The sequence below is a fragment of the Duffyella gerundensis genome (genome assembly GCF_001517405.1).
Classification (GTDB): domain Bacteria; phylum Pseudomonadota; class Gammaproteobacteria; order Enterobacterales; family Enterobacteriaceae; genus Duffyella; species Duffyella gerundensis.
Window position 1 is genome coordinate 1,412,101 of sequence record NZ_LN907827.1, and the last position, 16,430, is coordinate 1,428,530.

A 16,430-nucleotide genomic window follows, 5' to 3' on the forward strand; every position below is an offset into this window, starting at 1 on the left:
CATCATCTGATTGCCTCGCGCTACGCTAAAGGTTCATTCTCCGCCGGGGTGTGACAAAATAGCCGTTTTGGCGGCGCTGACAGGAGCCAAAGCGATGCAGGATCGCAATTTTGACGATATGGCGGAGAAGTTTTCGCAAAACATTTACGGTACCACTAAAGGACGTATCCGTCAGGCGATCCTCGGCGAGGAGCTGGCCACTATTTTAGCCACGTTACCCGCGGGAGCACGTCGCGTGCTTGATGCCGGAGGCGGCGAAGGGCAAATGGCCTGTACGCTGGCGGCGGACGGCCATCAGGTACTGTTATGCGATCTGTCCGCAGAGATGATTGAACGGGCGAAGCGTCTGGCGGCGGAAAAAGGTGTGAGCGATAACATGCAATTCGCACAAATCAGCGCGCAGCAGGTGGCAGATTATTTGGATACGCCGGTTGATCTGGTATTGTTCCACGCGGTGTTGGAATGGGTGGCTGAACCCGAGAAAATTCTTAGGCAGCTCTATGATATTCTGCATCCCGGTGGCGTACTGTCGCTGATGTTTTACAACCTGCACGGCTTAACCATGCGTACGCTCACGCTGGGAAATTTCGGTTACCTTCAGGCTGACCTGAAAAAACGCAAAAAGAAAACCCTGTCACCAGACTTTCCCCGCGATCCTGAGCAGGTTTACCGCTGGCTCACCGCCTGTGGTTTTCACATTGAAAGCCGCGCCGGCATTCGTGTTTTTCACGATTACATGCGCGACAAAGAGAAACAGAGCGAACGCTTTGACGAAGTGCTGGAGATGGAAAAACGCTACTGTCGACAGGAGCCTTTTTTGAGTTTAGGACGCTATATCCACGTCACAGCGCGGAAACCCATCGAGAAGGACGTACTATGAGTGAATTCTCCCAGACCGTACCGGAACTGGTTGCCTGGGCGCGAAAAAACGATTTTTCCGTCTCGCTGCCCACGGAACGTCTGGCATTTTTACTGGCCATTGCCACGCTGAACGGCGAGCGCATGGACGGTGAAATGAGCGAGGGCGAACTGATTGACGCGTTTCGCCATGTCAGTAAAGCCTTTGAGCAAACCAGCGAAACCGTGCTGGTGCGCGCCAATAATGCCATCAACGATATGGTGCGCCAGCGCCTGATCAACCGTTTCACCAGCGAAATCACCGAAGGCAATGCGATCTATCGCCTGACGCCGCTGGCGATCGGCATCACCGATTATTATATTCGCCAGCGCGAATTTTCCACGCTGCGCCTCTCAATGCAGCTGTCAATCGTGGCCGGTGAGCTTAAACGCGCTGCCGATGCCGCCGATGAAAATGGCGATGAGTTTCACTGGCACCGTAACGTGTTTGCGCCGCTGAAATACTCGGTCGCGGAGATTTTTGACAGTATCGATATGACTCAGCGCTTGATGGATGAGCAGCAGCAGGCGGTGAAAAACGATATTGCTGAGCTGCTCAACAAAGACTGGCGTGCCGCGATCTCCAGCTGTGAGATGCTGCTGTCAGAAACCTCCGGCACGCTACGCGAGCTGCAGGACACGCTGGAAGCTGCTGGCGACAAGCTGCAGGCGAACCTGCTGCGCATTCAGGACGCGACGCTGAACAGCCCCGATCTCGGCTTTGTCGATAAGCTGGTGTTCGATCTGCAACACAAGCTTGATCGTATTACCAGCTGGGGGCAGCAGGCGATCGATCTGTGGATTGGCTACGACCGTCACGTTCATAAATTTATCCGAACCGCTATCGATATGGATAAGAACCGCGTCTTCGCGCAGCGTCTGCGCCTGTCGGTACAAAACTATTTCGATCAGCCGTGGGCGCTGACCCATGCCAACGCCGAGCGTCTTTACGATATGCGTGAAGAGGAGCTGACCCTGCGTAACGAAGAGGTCACGGGCGAACTGCCGGCGGAGCTGGAATATGAAGAATTTAACGAAATTCGTGAGCAGCTCGCCGCGATGATAGAAGAGGCGCTGGCCATCTATCGCACCCAGCAGAAGCCGTTAAATCTGGCCACTGTGATGCGTGATTACCTCGCCCAATATCCGCGCGCCCGCCATTTTGACCTCGCCCGCATCGTGATCGATCAGGCGGTACGTCTTGGCGTGGCTGAAGCTGACTTTACCGGTTTGCCAGCAGAATGGCAGGCCATTAATGATTACGGAGCCAAGGTGCAGGCGCATGTCATCGACAAATATTGAACACGTGATGCCGGTTAAACTGGCACAGGCGCTGGCGAATCCGCTGTTTCCCGCGCTGGACAGTCAGTTACGCGCAGGCCGCCATATCGGCATTGAAGAGCTGGATAATCACGCTTTCCTGATGGATTACCAGCTCTACCTGGAAGAATTTTACAGCCGCTACAACGTTGAGTTGCTGCGGGCACCGGAAGGCTTTTTTTATCTGCGTCCGCGTTCCACCACGTTGATACCGCGCTCGGTGCTGTCAGAGCTTGATATGATGGTGGGCAAAATCTTATGTTTTCTCTATCTCAGCCCGGAGCGCCTTGCTAACGAAGGCATTTTCACCCAGCAGGAACTGTATGATGAGCTGATGAGCCTCGCCGATGAAAATCGCCTGCTCAAGCTGGTTAACCAGCGCTCCACCGGTTCCGATCTTGACCGCGGCAGGCTGCAGGAGAAGATGCGCGCCTCACTGAACCGCCTGCGTCGTCTTGGCATGGTGTGGTTTATGGGCAACGACAACAGCAAATTCCGCATTAATGAATCGGTATTCCGCTTCGGCGCCGACGTGCGCAGCGGTGACGATCCCCGCGAGGCGCAGCTGCGTCTGATTCGTGACGGCGAGGCGGTGGCGCTAAGCCGTGCGGAAGAGGGTGACGATAACGACAGCGAAGCGGATGCGCCGCTGCCAGAGGATGAAAGTAATGATTGAACGCGGAAAGTTTCACTCGCTGACGCTGATTAACTGGAACGGTTTTTTCGCCCGCACCTTTGATCTCGATAATCTGGTGACCACCTTATCCGGCGGCAACGGTGCCGGTAAGTCGACCACCATGGCGGCCTTTATTACCGCGCTGATCCCGGATTTAACGCTACTGCACTTTCGTAACACCACCGAAGCGGGCGCGACGTCAGGTTCGCGTGATAAGGGCCTGCATGGCAAGCTACGCGCTGGCGTCTGCTATTCAGCGCTCGACGTGGTTAACTCACGTCACCAGCGCGTCATCGTTGGCGTGCGTCTGCAACAGGTGGCAGGCCGCGATAAAAAAGTCGATATCAAACCCTTCAGCATTCACGGCTTGCCAGCCAACCTGACGCCGACGGAGATGTTTACCGAAGCGGTGTCGGAACGTCAGGCGCGCGTTCTGCCGTTGAACGAACTCAAAGAGCGCGTTGAGGCGATTGAGGGCGTTCAGTTTCGTACCTTTAACTCGATCACCGACTATCACTCGCTGATGTTCGATCTCGGCATCGTGGCGCGTCGACTGCGCTCGGCCGGCGATCGCAGCAAATATTATCGCCTGATCGAAGCCTCGCTGTACGGCGGTATCTCCAGTGCCATTACCCGCTCGCTGCGCGATTACCTGCTGCCGGAAAACAGCGGCGTGCGCAAAGCCTTCCAGGATATGGAGGCGGCGCTGCGGGAAAACCGCATGACGCTGGAAGCGATTCGCGTCACGCAATCCGACCGCGATCTGTTTAAGCATTTGATCTCTGAAGCGACCAGCTACGTAGCGGCCGATTACATGCGGCACGCCAACGAACGACGCATCCATCTTGATGGCGCCTTATTGCTGCGTAACGAGCTGTTTACCAGTCGCAGCCAGCTGGCCAGCGAACAGTTCCGTCATATCGACATGGCACGCGAGCTGGCGGAACACGCCGCGGCAGAAAATGACCTTGAGGTGGATTATCAGGGCGCCAGCGATCACCTGACGCTGGTGCAAACCGCCATGCGTCAGCAGGAAAAAATTGAGCGCTACAGCAGCGATCTTGAAGAACTGAGCTATCGCCTGGAAGAGCAGAACGAGGTCGTTGCCGAAGCGCGTGATGTGCAGGAAGAGAACGAAGCACGCGCCGAAGCCGCCGAGCTGGAAGTGGATGAGCTGAAAAGCCAGCTGGCGGATTACCAGCAGGCGCTGGACGTGCAGCAAACGCGCGCCATTCAGTATCAGCAGGCGCTGCAAGCCTTACAGCGTGCGCAGCAGATTTGTCAGCTGCCTGCCCTGACCGTCGACAACGCCGACGAGTGGCAGGAAACCTTCCAGGCACGTGAACAGGAAGCCACCGACAAGCTGCTAATGCTGGAGCAGAAAATGAGCGTGGCCGAGGCCGCGCACGGCCAGTTTGAACAGGCGTTTGAACTGGTGAATAAAATTGCTGGCCCGGTGAGCCGCAGCGAGGCGTGGCAAACCGGCCGTGAACTGCTGCGCGACGCGGCTAATCAGCGTCATCATGCGGAGCAGCTGTCGTCATTGCGGCTGCGTCTCTCCGAGCTGGAGCAGCGGTTACGCGAGCAGCAGGAAGCGGAACGCTTGCTGAATGAGTTCTGCAAACGCCAGGGTCAGCATTACGAAGCCCATGAGCTGGAACAGCTGCAACGCGAACTGGAAGCGCAGATTGAACAGCTGTCACAGAGCGTCAGCGATGCCGGTGAACGCCGCATGACTCTGCGTCAGGAGCTGGAGCAGCTGCGCGAGCGCACCACGACGTTGACGGCACGCGCGCCGCACTGGCTGGCCGCGCAGGAGATCCTGACACAGCTGAGTGAACAGACCGGACAGACGCTGGAAAACAGCCAGCAGATCACCGAATTTATGCAGCAGCTGCTGGAGCGCGAGCGCGAAACCACGGTAGAGCGCGATGAAATTGCGGCGCGCAAGCGCGAAATCGAACAGCAAATCGAACGTCTCAGTCAGCCCGGCGGCGCGGAAGATGCGCGGCTTAACAGCCTGGCCGAACGTTTTGGCGGCGTGCTGCTCTCTGAGATTTACGATGATGTCACACTGGACGATGCGCCTTACTTCTCGGCACTCTACGGCCCGTCACGTCACGCGATTGTCGTGCCGGATCTCTCCCTGATCCGCGAGCAGCTGTCGGGACTGGAAGATTGTCCCGAAGATCTCTACCTGATCGAAGGCGATCCGCAGTCGTTTGATGACAGCGTATTTGGCGTTGAAGAGCTGGAAAAAGCCGTCGTGGTGAAAGTCGCCGAGCGGCAATGGCGCTATTCGCGTTTTCCAAAAATGCCGCTGTTTGGTCGTGCCGCGCGTGAGAATCAGCTGGAGCTGCTGCATATCGAACGCAACAGTCTGGCGGAACGCTACGCCACGCTGTCGTTTGACGTGCAGAAAACGCAGCGCCTGCATCAGTCGTTCAGCCGTTTTATCGGCAGCCATCTGGCCGTAGCATTTGAAGACGACCCGGAAGCGCAGATCCGTCAGTGCAACGCACGCCGCGCCGAGCTGGAGCGTGCGCTCAGCAATCATGAAAATGACAATCAGCAGCAGCGCCAGCAGTACGATCAGGCAAAAGAGGGCGTCGCCCAGCTGAACCGGCTGCTGCCGCGCATCAACCTGCTACAGGATGAGACGTTAGCCGATCGTTGCGAAGAGATTCGCGAGCGCATGGAGGAGTCGCAGGACGCCGCGCGCTTTATTCATCAGCACGGCAGCGCGCTGGCGCGCCTTGAGCCGATGCTCTCGGTGTTGCAAAGCGACCCGCAGCAACATGAGCAGTTAAAAGCAGATTATCAGCAGGCGCAACAGCAGCAACGTGATGCCCGTCAGCAGGCGTTTGCCCTCACCGAAGTGGTACAGCGTCGCGCGCATTTTGGCTACGCCGATTCGGCTGGCATGCTCACCGGCAGCAGCGATCTGAATGAGAAGCTGCGTCAGCGTCTTGAACAGGCCGAAGGCGAACGTGCGCGTGCTCGCGAGCGGCTGCGGGAGCATCAGGCCCAGCTGACGCAATATTCGCAGGTGCTGGCATCGCTGAAAAGTGCTTACGACGCCCGCCGCGATATGCTGAAAGAGCTGCATCAGGAGATGCAGGATATTGGCGTTCAGGCTGACAGCAGCGCGGAAGAGCGTGCACGCATTCGCCGTGACGAGCTGTACAACGCACTGAGCAGCAACCGAACGCGTCGCAATCAGCTGGAAAAACAGTTGACCTTCTGTGAAGCCGAAATGGATGCGCTGCAGAAAAAACTGCGCCGGGTTGAACGCGATTATCATCTGAATCGTCAGCAGGTGGTACAGGCGAAAGCGGGCTGGTGCGCGGTGCTGCGCCTGGTGAAAGAGAGCGGGGTGGAACGACGACTACACCGTCGCGAACTCGCCTACCTCAGCGGCGATGAATTGCGTTCAATGTCCGATAAAGCGCTGGGCGCGTTGCGTCTGGCGGTGGCGGACAATGAACACCTGCGCGATGTACTGCGTCTGTCAGAAGATGCCAAACGACCAGAGCGCAAAATTCAGTTCTTTATCGCCGTGTATCAGCATCTGCGCGAGCGCATTCGTCAGGATATTATTCGCACCGACGATCCGGTTGAAGCGATCGAGCAGATGGAAATTGAGCTGAACCGCCTGACCGAAGAGCTGACCGCGCGTGAAAAAACGCTGGCGATCAGTTCGCGCAGCGTAGCGAATATCATCCGCAAGACTATTCAGCGTGAGCAAAACCGTATCCGTCAGCTTAACCAGGGGTTGCAGACGGTGAGCTTTGGTCAGGTGCGCAGCGTGCGGCTGAACGTCAACGTACGCGAAACGCATGCGATGCTGCTGGATGTGCTGTCGGAAGAGCATGAGCAGCATCAGGATCTGTTCAACAGCAACCGTTTCACCTTCTCAGAAGCGCTGGCGAAACTCTATCAGCGTTTGAATCCACATATCGACATGGGCCAGCGCACGCCGCAAACCATCGGTGAAGAGCTGCTGGATTACCGTAACTATCTGGAGATGGAAGTTGAGGTGAATCGCGGATCTGACGGCTGGCTGCGTGCAGAAAGCGGCGCACTCTCTACCGGTGAAGCGATCGGTACCGGTATGTCGATTCTGGTGATGGTGGTGCAGAGCTGGGAAGAGGAATCACGCCGTCTGCGTGGCAAAGATATTTCGCCATGCCGCCTGCTGTTCCTTGATGAAGCCGCACGCCTGGATGCGAAATCGATCGCCACGCTATTTGAGCTGTGCGAGCGGCTGGAGATGCAACTGGTCATCGCCGCACCGGAAAATATCAGTCCGGAGAAGGGCACGACGTACAAGCTGGTGCGTAAGGTATTTAATAACACCGAGCATGTGCACGTGGTCGGCCTGCGCGGTTTTTCCGCTGACGTTTTGCCTGATAGCGAGACGCGGCTGGAAACGGAAAATAGCCAGGCGTAGGCATAGTAAAACGCCCGTTGAAGCGGTAATCTGCAAGTCGGCATTTGCTCACAGAGCAAATGCCGTTTTCATTTCTATACTTAATAAAAGCGTTTCCGCTTTTAGCGCGGTTCCGTACCCGCTCATGTTGATGTTAAAGGGGGCAAAGGATGTTGCTGGCAAATTCATTTTTACTAAAACGTGCCGCTTTGGCCTGTTGTCTCTCCCTTGGTCTGGCGAACATTTCCGCCGCCACTGCAGCGATAATAACGGCCGCGCCTTCCCGCGCGGTCAGCAAAAGTATGAGCGCTGGTGAAAGCCAGCGACAGATCCTCGCGGCCTTCAACGATGGCAGCAAGCCGTTCTATCTCGCTTCGCTGGCAACGCTCTACGCCGGGCGCGATATGCAGCCGGTGTGGCACGATCCCGTTGCGGTACAGCAGTTTCAGCAGCAACTGGCTGAAGTGGCGCTGTCGGGTGTGCAGCCGCAGTTTAACCGCTGGATTGAGCAGCTAACCAATCCATCCATCACCGGCCTTGCGCGGGACATTGTCCTGTCCGATGCGATGTATGGCTATCTGCAATTTATTGCCAATGTGCCCGCGCAGGGCGAGAACTGGTTATACAGCAACGTGCCTTATAAGATGGCGCTGCCGCCGCTCTCGACGGTGAACCAGTGGCATAAATCGATCGAGCAGGGCGTGCTGGCAACCTTTGTACGCTCGCTGGTGCCACAGCATCCGCAGTACCAGCGCATGCGCAAGGCGCTAATCACGTTAATGAGCGATAACCAGCCGTGGCCGCAGCTTAACGGCCGCGAGACGCTGCGCCCCGGCCAGGTCAGCGCCGATGTGCCGGCACTGCGTGAGATTTTGCAGCGCAGCGGTATGCTGGATGCGACGACAACGTCAACGACGCCGGTCACCGTCAGCGCCAGTCAGCCCGCGCCGGTGGCGGTCAGTCCGTCAGCGACGTCGGTCAGCACGATTCCGCCAAAAACCCCGGAAAACCCAGGCCTGGTGACGCCGCCTGCTGATGTCGCTGCCAGTGCGGATCAGGTTTATGATGACCAGCTGGTGGCCGCCGTTAAACGCTTTCAGCAGTGGCAAGGTCTGGAAGGCGATGGCGCTATCGGTCCGCGTACGCGCGAATGGCTGAATGTGTCGCCGCAGATGCGGGTTTCACTGATGGCGCTGAATATCCAGCGTTTGCGCCTGCTGCCGGATGATATGCACAACGGCATTATGGTGAATATTCCTAACTATTCGCTGATCTATTACACCAACGGCACGCCTGCACTGACGTCACGCGTGATCGTGGGACGACCGGATCGCAAGACGCCGTTGATGCGCAGCGCGCTGAATAATGTGGTACTGAATCCGCCGTGGAATGTGCCGACTACATTAGTGCGCAAAGATATTGTGCCTAAGGTTAAGCAGGATCCGAGCTATCTCTACAAGCATGGCTATACGCTGCTGTCGGGCTGGAACGCCGATGCTGAAGTGATCGATCCTTCAATGATTGACTGGAGCATGGTGTCCGCGGCCTCATTCCCTTATCGCATTCGTCAGGCACCTGGCGCGACCAATTCGCTTGGCCGCTACAAGTTCAATATGCCCAGCTCTGACGCGATCTATCTGCACGACACGCCGAATCATAACCTGTTTCAGCGCGATATCCGTGCGCTGAGTTCCGGCTGCGTGCGGGTAAATCGTGCGTCCGATCTGGCCAATATGCTGTTGCAGGATGTGGGCTGGAACAATGCGAAGATTTCCAGCTCGCTGCAGGAAGGTGATACCCGTTACGTGCCGATTCGTCATCGTATCCCGGTTAACCTCTATTATCTGACCGCATGGGTGGCTGATGACGGTAAGCCACAATTTCGAACAGATATTTACAACTATGATACAACTGCGCGATCGGGCACGCATATGCTCAGTAAAGCTGGCCAGCTCCTGCTTTAGTGCTTGATTCAGCAATCAGTTATTTTTGCTTACATGTGCAAGACTGGTCTCAAAAGGGGAAGATTAACCACGCTTCCCCTTTTTCTTGACCTTCGCCGGGTTGACGAACGGTTAGCTGGCGTTTAATGTGCGGCCTTGTGCACTTTTTGCACGACCCACTTTTCGCACTGTTGTAGGTAAACGCATTTCATGGCTACTTTTGATCCCCAACGTCGTAAACTCCTGGTTTTAGGCGGAGCAGCAGCCGGTCTGGCTTGTCTTCCCGGTTCTGCCTTTGCTACGCTTTCGACGCCTCGTCCGCGCATTCTGACGTTAAATAATCTCCATACCGGTGAAACCCTGAAGACCGAGTTTTTCAATGGAAAGAGTTATGATAAGGATGAACTGGCCAGGTTAAATCATTTTTTCCGTGACTATCGCGCCAATCAAACCAAGAAGATCGATCCTAAACTGTTCGATCAGCTGTACCGCCTGCAGGCGATGCTTGAAACGCGTAAGCCAGTGCAGCTCATTTCCGGCTATCGTTCGCTTGCTACCAACAACAATCTGCGTGCGCACAGCAGAGGCGTGGCAAAACACAGTTATCATACGCTCGGACAGGCCATGGATTTTCATATCGAAGGCATCCAGCTGAGCAACGTCCGTAAAGCAGCGCTCGCCTTGCGTGCGGGTGGTGTAGGATACTATCCAAGCAGTAATTTCGTACATATAGATACCGGCCCGGTGCGCAACTGGTCGTAACAGAAGCCAGTCGCCGGGCCATAATGGAGCGTTATGAACTATCACATTATTCCGGTGACCGCCTTCGTCCAGAACTGTTCTCTGATCTGGTGTGCTGAGACCGGTTCTGCCGCTATTGTCGACCCCGGTGGCGATGCGGAGATGATCAAGCAGGCAGTTGCCGCAGCCCCGGTAACGATTGAATCAATCCTGCTTACTCACGGCCACCTTGATCATGTTGGCGCCGCCGCTGAACTGGCTGCCCATTACGGTGTGCCAGTCATCGGGCCAGACCAACGTGATGCCATCTGGCTGGAAAATCTGCCAGAGCAAAGCCGCATGTTTGGTCTGCCGGAATGCGCACCCTTAACGCCGGCTCGCTGGCTGAAAGAGGGCGACAGCGTTGCCGTGGGCAAGGTGCAGCTGGAAGTATTACATACGCCAGGTCATACGCCCGGACATATTGTTTTCTTTGATCGTGTTGGCCGCTTGCTGGTGTCCGGAGATGTGATCTTCAACGGCGGCGTCGGACGCACCGATTTTCCACAGGGTAACCATCAGCATCTGATTTCAGCCATCAAAGAGAAGCTGTTGCCGTTAGGTGATGACGTGGCGTTTTTGCCTGGACACGGGCCCGGCTCCACGCTGGGACATGAGCGTAAAACTAACCCCTTTCTGCAATAATCTACGCAATAAAAAATGGGCCGCTCAGGCCCATTCTTGTTTCTGCTTATCTGCCGGTTTACAGCACTGCGACAATCGCTGCGCAGAGTGCAGACATATTATCTGGTGTCATACCCGCCACGTTAACGCGTCCTGAATTCACCGCATAAACCGCAAATTCGTCACGCAGGCGAACAACCTGATCTTTACTCAATCCGCTGAACGAGAACATGCCGTTTTGGCGAATGATAAAGCTGAAGTCGCCCTGCGCACCTTTTTCCTGCAGCGTTTTAACGAACAGCTCACGCATCAGATGAATGCGCTGACGCATTGCCGTCAGTTCCTGCTCCCATTCCGCACGCAGCGCGTCATTGCCAAGAATAGTGGCCACCACCGCTGCACCGTGCGCTGGAGGATTAGAGTAGTTGGCGCGGATAGTATATTTCACCTGGCTGAATGCGGTAGCCGCTGCATCGGCGTTTGCTGCCACTAAGGTGCAGGCGCCCACGCGTTCGTTATACAGGCCAAAGTTTTTGGAGTAAGAGCTGCAAACCAGCAGTTCCTGATGCGTGTCAGCGAAAATACGCAAACCTTCCGCATCTTCTTCCAGACCACGGGCAAAACCCTGATAGGCAAAATCAAACAGCGGTAACCAGCCTTTTTGCTGCGACAGCGCTGCCAGCTGCGCCCACTGCTCTTTGGTTGGGTCAATGCCGGTGGGGTTATGGCAGCAGCCGTGGAACAGCACCACGTCGCCTGCCTGGGCCTTATCGAGCGCGCTTAGCATGCCGTCGAAGTCCAGCGTATGGTTTTGCGCATCATAATAGGCGTACTCACACACCTCTAGGCCCGCAGAGTGAAAAACGTTCTGGTGATTGGGCCAGCTTGGGTTGCTTACCCAGATACGCTTAACATCGGTCTGCGTTGCCAGAAAATCAGCGGCAACGCGCAGGGCACCGGTGCCGCCTGGCGTCTGCGCGGTGCGCGCACGCTGATCGGTGATCAGCGCATGATTTTTACCAAACAGCAGCGCCTGCGTGCAACGGGCGAAATCAGCCAGGCCATCGATGCTCAGATAGTTTTTGGTGGTTTCATTTTCCAGCAGGAATTTTTCCGCTTTTTTAACGCTGGATAATACCGGCGTCTGGCCCGTTTCATCTTTATAAACGCCAATACCGAGATTGATTTTATTAGAGCGGTTATCGGCGCGGAAAAGGTCGGCTAAACCAAGAATAGGATCGGCGGGTGCAGCTGCAATTTTTTCAAACATAGTAGGGTCCATAGGCTTTGATAAAAGCGATAAGAGCCATCAGGTTAACGCCTGGTTGATGCTTTGCCAACCGTTTGCGACAAAAAGAAAGGGGAGTGAAATCGCAGATCGTACAAAAAGAAAAACGGAGCCAAAAGGCTCCGTTTTTATCGTCTGGTCGTTACCAGAAGGGGACTTAGAACTGGTAAACCAGGCCAACAGCCACGGTATCGCCAGAACCAATACCCAGTTCGTTGTCATCATCAATCTGGTTGATGATGTAGTCAACGTAGGTAGACATGTTTTTATTAAAGTAGTAAGACGCGCCAACTTCAAAGTATTTAACCAGGTCAACATCGCCAAAACCTTCGATGTCTTTGCCTTTAGTCTGAACATAAGCAATAGAAGGACGCAGGCCGAAGTCAAACTGGTACTGAGCAACCAGTTCAATATCCTGAGTCTTGTTAGCTATGCCGTCAACACTTGAGGTTCCGCCAGTTGCATTAGGCAGGTTAGCGCTAAAGCGCGTTGCGTTACGGCCTTCAGCATATGATGCCGCAAGGTAAATGTTGTTGGCATCATATTTTACCGCAGTACCCCAGAACTCTGCACGGTCTCCGCGACCAAACGTTAAGTTGTTTGGAGCAGCAGCGCCTGTCAGCAAACCATTCTGGCCGTTGGTACGGTCCTGAGAGCTATATGCAGCAACGATGCCCAAGCCAATTGGCGATACGTATGATGTTGACGCGCCGTAGCCGTCGCCATTAGAACGGGTCTGATCGGTACGATCATTTTTGCCCTGGTACTGAACAGCGAAGTCCCAGCCATCAACCAGACCAAAGAAGTTAGTATTACGGTAAGTTGCCACACCACCGGTACGGCCGGTCATGGAGTCAGACTGACCGAAGTCGCCACCGAATTCTGGCAGCATATCGGTCCAGGCCAGCGCATCATAACCCACTGCGTAGTTACGGCCGTAATCAATAGAGCCAGCATCAGCAAATTTCAGGCCAGCGAAACCTAAACGGGTTTTGTTATTATTCTGGGCATCACTGCCTTCAGAGTTATTTGCCTGAACGTTGTATTCCCACTGACCATAACCGGTCATGTACTGATTGATCTGAGTTTCACCTTTAAAACCGAAACGCACATAAGACTTGTCGCCATCGCTAGCATAACCGTCATCATCAGAGAAGTAATGCAGGCCTACCGCTTTGCCGTAGAGATCCAGCTTGTTGCCATCTTTGTTATAGATTTCGGCTGCATTGGCTGCACCAGCTGCTAACAGAGCGGGGATAACCACTGCAAGAATGTTGCGCTTCATCATTATTTATTACCCTCATTGGAGTTTTTTTGGACATCTGCCACTGCCGTCAAAAATTCTTTACAGAACCTTGAAGAGAGTTTGGTGTCTTCCTGTGTCTGCACGCATCTTTCCATTCAACCCCGCGTAATTCTAGCCCGAAAATGCTACAAAACTCGTAATCTAGTTTCAAAAGGAAAATATGTATTACAAAATGTAAAATATACGGAACTTTGTGAGACATCTCTAAATTTACAAAAATAAAAAAGGGCCAGCATAGCTGACCCTTTTATATATATGAATTTCTTATGTTTAATTCTGAAAATCAGAAATTCGCGTTGCGTGGCGTGCGTGGGAACGGAATAACGTCTCTTACATTTTGTACGCCAGTGACATAAGCGATCAAACGTTCGAAACCTAATCCAAAACCAGAATGCGGCACGGTGCCGTAACGACGCAGATCACGATACCACCAGTAATCTTCTTTATTCAGACCCATCTCAGCCAGACGCTGGTCGAGCACGTCGAGACGCTCTTCACGCTGTGAACCACCGATGATTTCGCCAATGCCCGGCGCCAGCACATCCATCGCCGCCACGGTTTTGCCATCGTCATTCATGCGCATATAAAACGCTTTAATATCTTTCGGGTAGTTTTTCACCACAACCGGCGCTTTGAAGTGCTGTTCTGCCAGATAACGCTCATGCTCGGAAGAGAGATCGACGCCCCAGTACACCGGGTTTTCAAAGCTCTGGCCGCAGTTTTCAAGAATGGTTACCGCGTCGGTGTAGTCAACCTGCGCAAAGTCAGTGGCGACAAAGCGCTCCAGGCGTGCAACGGCGTCTTTATCCACCCGCTCGGCGAAGAACGCCATATCATCAGCGCGCTCATTCAGTACCGCAGCAAACACATATTTCAACATACGTTCAGCCAGCGCCGCGGCATCGTCCAGTGAAGCAAAGGCGATTTCCGGTTCCAGCATCCAGAACTCAGCCAGATGGCGGCTGGTGTTGGAATTCTCCGCACGGAAGGTTGGACCAAAGGTATAGATGTTTGACAGCGCACAGGCGTAGGTTTCGCCATTCAGCTGGCCGGATACAGTGAGAAACGCTTCTTTGCCAAAAAAGTCTTCGCTGTAATCAACTTTGCCTTGCGCATCGCGCGGCAGATTTTCCATGTCCAGCGTCGAGACGCGGAACATTTCGCCAGCGCCTTCGGTATCGGAGGCGGTAATCAGCGGCGTCGATACCCAGAAGTAGCCGTTCTCATGGAAGAAGCGGTGCAGCGCCTGAGCCAGCGTATGGCGCACGCGCGCCACGGCGCCGATCAGATTGGTGCGCGGACGCAGGTGCGCGACTTCACGCAGATATTCAATGCTGTGACGCTTGGCGGCCATCGGATAGGTATCGGGATCGTCCACCCAGCCCACCACGTCAATCGCCGTGGCCTGAATTTCAAAGCTCTGGCCTTCGCCCGGGGATTCCACCACTTTGCCGGTGACCACGACCGAACAGCCGGTTGTCAGGCGCAGCACTTCGCTCTGGTAATTATTCAGAGAATTATTTACTACGGCCTGGACAGGATTAAAGCAGGAGCCGTCATAAACGGCGATGAAGGAAATACCGGCTTTTGAATCTCTGCGGGTACGCACCCAGCCGCGCACGGTGACTTCACTGTCAACCTCAACACGGCCGTGCAGTACATCCGCTACAGGCACTACGCTCATAAATATCTCTCTATTAATGAATTTGAATGAATGGAATAACCCCACATTCGGGGTAGTGCTATGTTACTTGCGGTCCGACAGGAAACAAGCAGAATTACGGGCAAGAAAGGGATTAATTTATGCAGAGCGGGGCAGGTTACTGCCCCGTGAGGTCAGGTTTAGCTGGCGAGTTTGATCGGCGGCAGGTCAAATGCCTTGCGCAAAGCATGAATGAAGGCTTCGTCATGACAAATGGTTTTGCCCGGACTGTCGGAAAGTTTTGCTACCGGCTTGCCGTTGCACTCAATCAGTTTAATCACGATGTTAAGCGGCTTCACCGCAGGAATATCGCAGGTCAGACGCGTTCCAATACCAAACACCACGTTGGTGCGTTGACCAAAATGCTGATAAAGCGCCAGTGCCTTGTTCAGGTCCAAATTATCTGAGAAGACCAGCGTTTTGGTGAGCGGATCAATGTTCAGCTTCTGGTAATGCGCAATCGCTTTTTCACCCCATGCCACCGGGTCGCCGGAATCCTGACGTAGCCCCTGATACTGATTGGCAAAAGCGGCGCCAAAGTCGCGCAGGAAAGCGTCGGTGGTAATGCAATCGGTTAAGGCGATACCGAGCTGTGAACCATATTCGTCCAGCCACGCCTGCAGGGCAGCGCGCTGACTATCGGCCAGCACCGGGCTGATCTGCTGATGCGCCTGAAACCACTCGTGCGCCTGCGTGCCCACCGGCGTGATACCGTTGCGACGCGCAATATCGTAGTTGCTGGAGCCAACCAGCCACGGGAAATCGGTGGTGAGTGTGCTGACGATCGCTTCCTGCACGTCACGCGAGAAGCGGCGGCGGGTGCCAAAATCCATCAGTTTAAATCGCGACATATCGACGTCTGCGGTGATCTCACGAAATGCGGCGAGCTTATGCTGGAGATGGTCCACCGCCTGCGCCACGGTAGCGTCAGGCGAACGATGACCATGCACAACTTCACTGATCAGCGCCAGCAGCGGCACTTCCCACAAAATCACTTCGCGCCACGGGCCGGTGATATGAATGTCGAGCCGGCCGTCAATATTACGAACATCGACCTGAGCCGGCTGAAAACGAAAGTTACGCAGCCAGTCGAGATAATCCTGCTTAAAAACCGGGCGGCTGGCGAGATAAGCATACTCGTCATCGCTCAGCGCTAAGGTGTGCATGGCGGCAATCTGCTCACGAATGTCGTCAGCGTAGATGCCCAGCAGCTCGTCACCACGGCAGCGAAACTCCGCCGTGACTGTTACATCCTGATAACGATGAAAAACGGCCTGCTGCATGTGAAGTTTGTACGCATCGGTATCGAGCAGCGTGGTAATAATCGGAGAGGCATGTCGAGTCATGGTGCGTTTCAGCATCCTTTTGCCGCGGCGCAAAGCGGACTAATTAAAAAAATTACAAACGAAAAGTATAACCGGATAAGCCGGCTCTGTCCCTGAATCGGGGCAATCTCAACATA

At 54.7% G+C, this 16,430-nt stretch carries 11 protein-coding genes; 7 read left to right on the top strand and 4 right to left on the bottom strand.

What is annotated here, in order from left to right; genetic code table 11:
- Positions 1 to 94 precede the first annotated feature (94 nt).
- The 7 genes from cmoM to EM595_RS06500 all read left to right on the top strand — a co-directional run bounded on the left by cmoM (position 95) and on the right by EM595_RS06500 (position 10,693).
- Positions 95 to 880 carry a tRNA uridine 5-oxyacetic acid(34) methyltransferase CmoM gene (cmoM, locus tag EM595_RS06470; RefSeq protein WP_067429241.1) on the top strand — a complete coding sequence of 262 codons (786 nt, stop codon included), beginning with the start codon at positions 95 to 97 and terminating at the stop codon, positions 878 to 880.
- Positions 877 to 2,199 carry a chromosome partition protein MukF gene (mukF, locus tag EM595_RS06475; protein ID WP_067429244.1) on the top strand — a complete coding sequence of 441 codons (1,323 nt, stop codon included), beginning with the start codon at positions 877 to 879 and terminating at the stop codon, positions 2,197 to 2,199. Before cmoM ends, mukF begins: the two co-directional genes overlap by 4 nt.
- Positions 2,180 to 2,893 (top strand): chromosome partition protein MukE, encoded by a 714-nt coding sequence (gene mukE / locus EM595_RS06480; RefSeq protein WP_067429247.1) that lies wholly within the window; start codon positions 2,180 to 2,182, stop codon positions 2,891 to 2,893. The genes mukF and mukE overlap by 20 nt, the downstream gene beginning before the upstream one ends.
- Complete coding sequence (mukB, locus tag EM595_RS06485) at positions 2,886 to 7,346, top strand: chromosome partition protein MukB (protein WP_067429250.1); 4,461 nt, start codon at positions 2,886 to 2,888, stop codon at positions 7,344 to 7,346. Before mukE ends, mukB begins: the two co-directional genes overlap by 8 nt.
- Positions 7,347 to 7,495: 149 nt before the next feature.
- Positions 7,496 to 9,289: a L,D-transpeptidase LdtD gene (gene ldtD, locus EM595_RS06490; RefSeq protein WP_067429253.1), complete on the top strand. Its 1,794-nt coding sequence runs from the start codon at positions 7,496 to 7,498 to the stop codon at positions 9,287 to 9,289.
- Positions 9,290 to 9,478: 189 nt separating this feature from the next.
- On the top strand, positions 9,479 to 10,030 hold the full coding sequence (mepK, locus tag EM595_RS06495) for a peptidoglycan L,D-endopeptidase MepK (protein ID WP_067429256.1): 552 nt from the start codon (positions 9,479 to 9,481) through the stop codon (positions 10,028 to 10,030).
- Positions 10,031 to 10,063: 33 nt separating this feature from the next.
- Positions 10,064 to 10,693 (top strand): MBL fold metallo-hydrolase, encoded by a 630-nt coding sequence (locus EM595_RS06500; protein WP_067429258.1) that lies wholly within the window; start codon positions 10,064 to 10,066, stop codon positions 10,691 to 10,693.
- A 58-nt stretch (positions 10,694 to 10,751) separates the two neighbouring features.
- Here the strand turns inward: EM595_RS06500 and EM595_RS06505 are convergent, their stop codons facing one another.
- From EM595_RS06505 to pncB, 4 genes are all read right to left on the bottom strand, one after another.
- The gene (locus EM595_RS06505; RefSeq protein ID WP_067429261.1) at positions 10,752 to 11,942 is read right to left on the bottom strand and encodes an amino acid aminotransferase; all 1,191 of its coding nucleotides are present in this window, start codon (positions 11,940 to 11,942) and stop codon (positions 10,752 to 10,754) included.
- Positions 11,943 to 12,117: 175 nt separating this feature from the next.
- On the bottom strand, positions 12,118 to 13,248 hold the full coding sequence (gene ompF / locus EM595_RS06510; RefSeq protein WP_067429263.1) for a porin OmpF: 1,131 nt from the start codon (positions 13,246 to 13,248) through the stop codon (positions 12,118 to 12,120).
- A 301-nt stretch (positions 13,249 to 13,549) separates the two neighbouring features.
- A complete protein-coding gene (asnS, locus tag EM595_RS06515) occupies positions 13,550 to 14,950 on the bottom strand; it encodes an asparagine--tRNA ligase (protein ID WP_067429266.1) in 1,401 nt (466 codons plus the stop codon).
- 158 nt (positions 14,951 to 15,108) lie between these two features.
- A complete protein-coding gene (gene pncB / locus EM595_RS06520) occupies positions 15,109 to 16,314 on the bottom strand; it encodes a nicotinate phosphoribosyltransferase (protein ID WP_067435232.1) in 1,206 nt (401 codons plus the stop codon).
- Positions 16,315 to 16,430 lie beyond the last annotated feature (116 nt).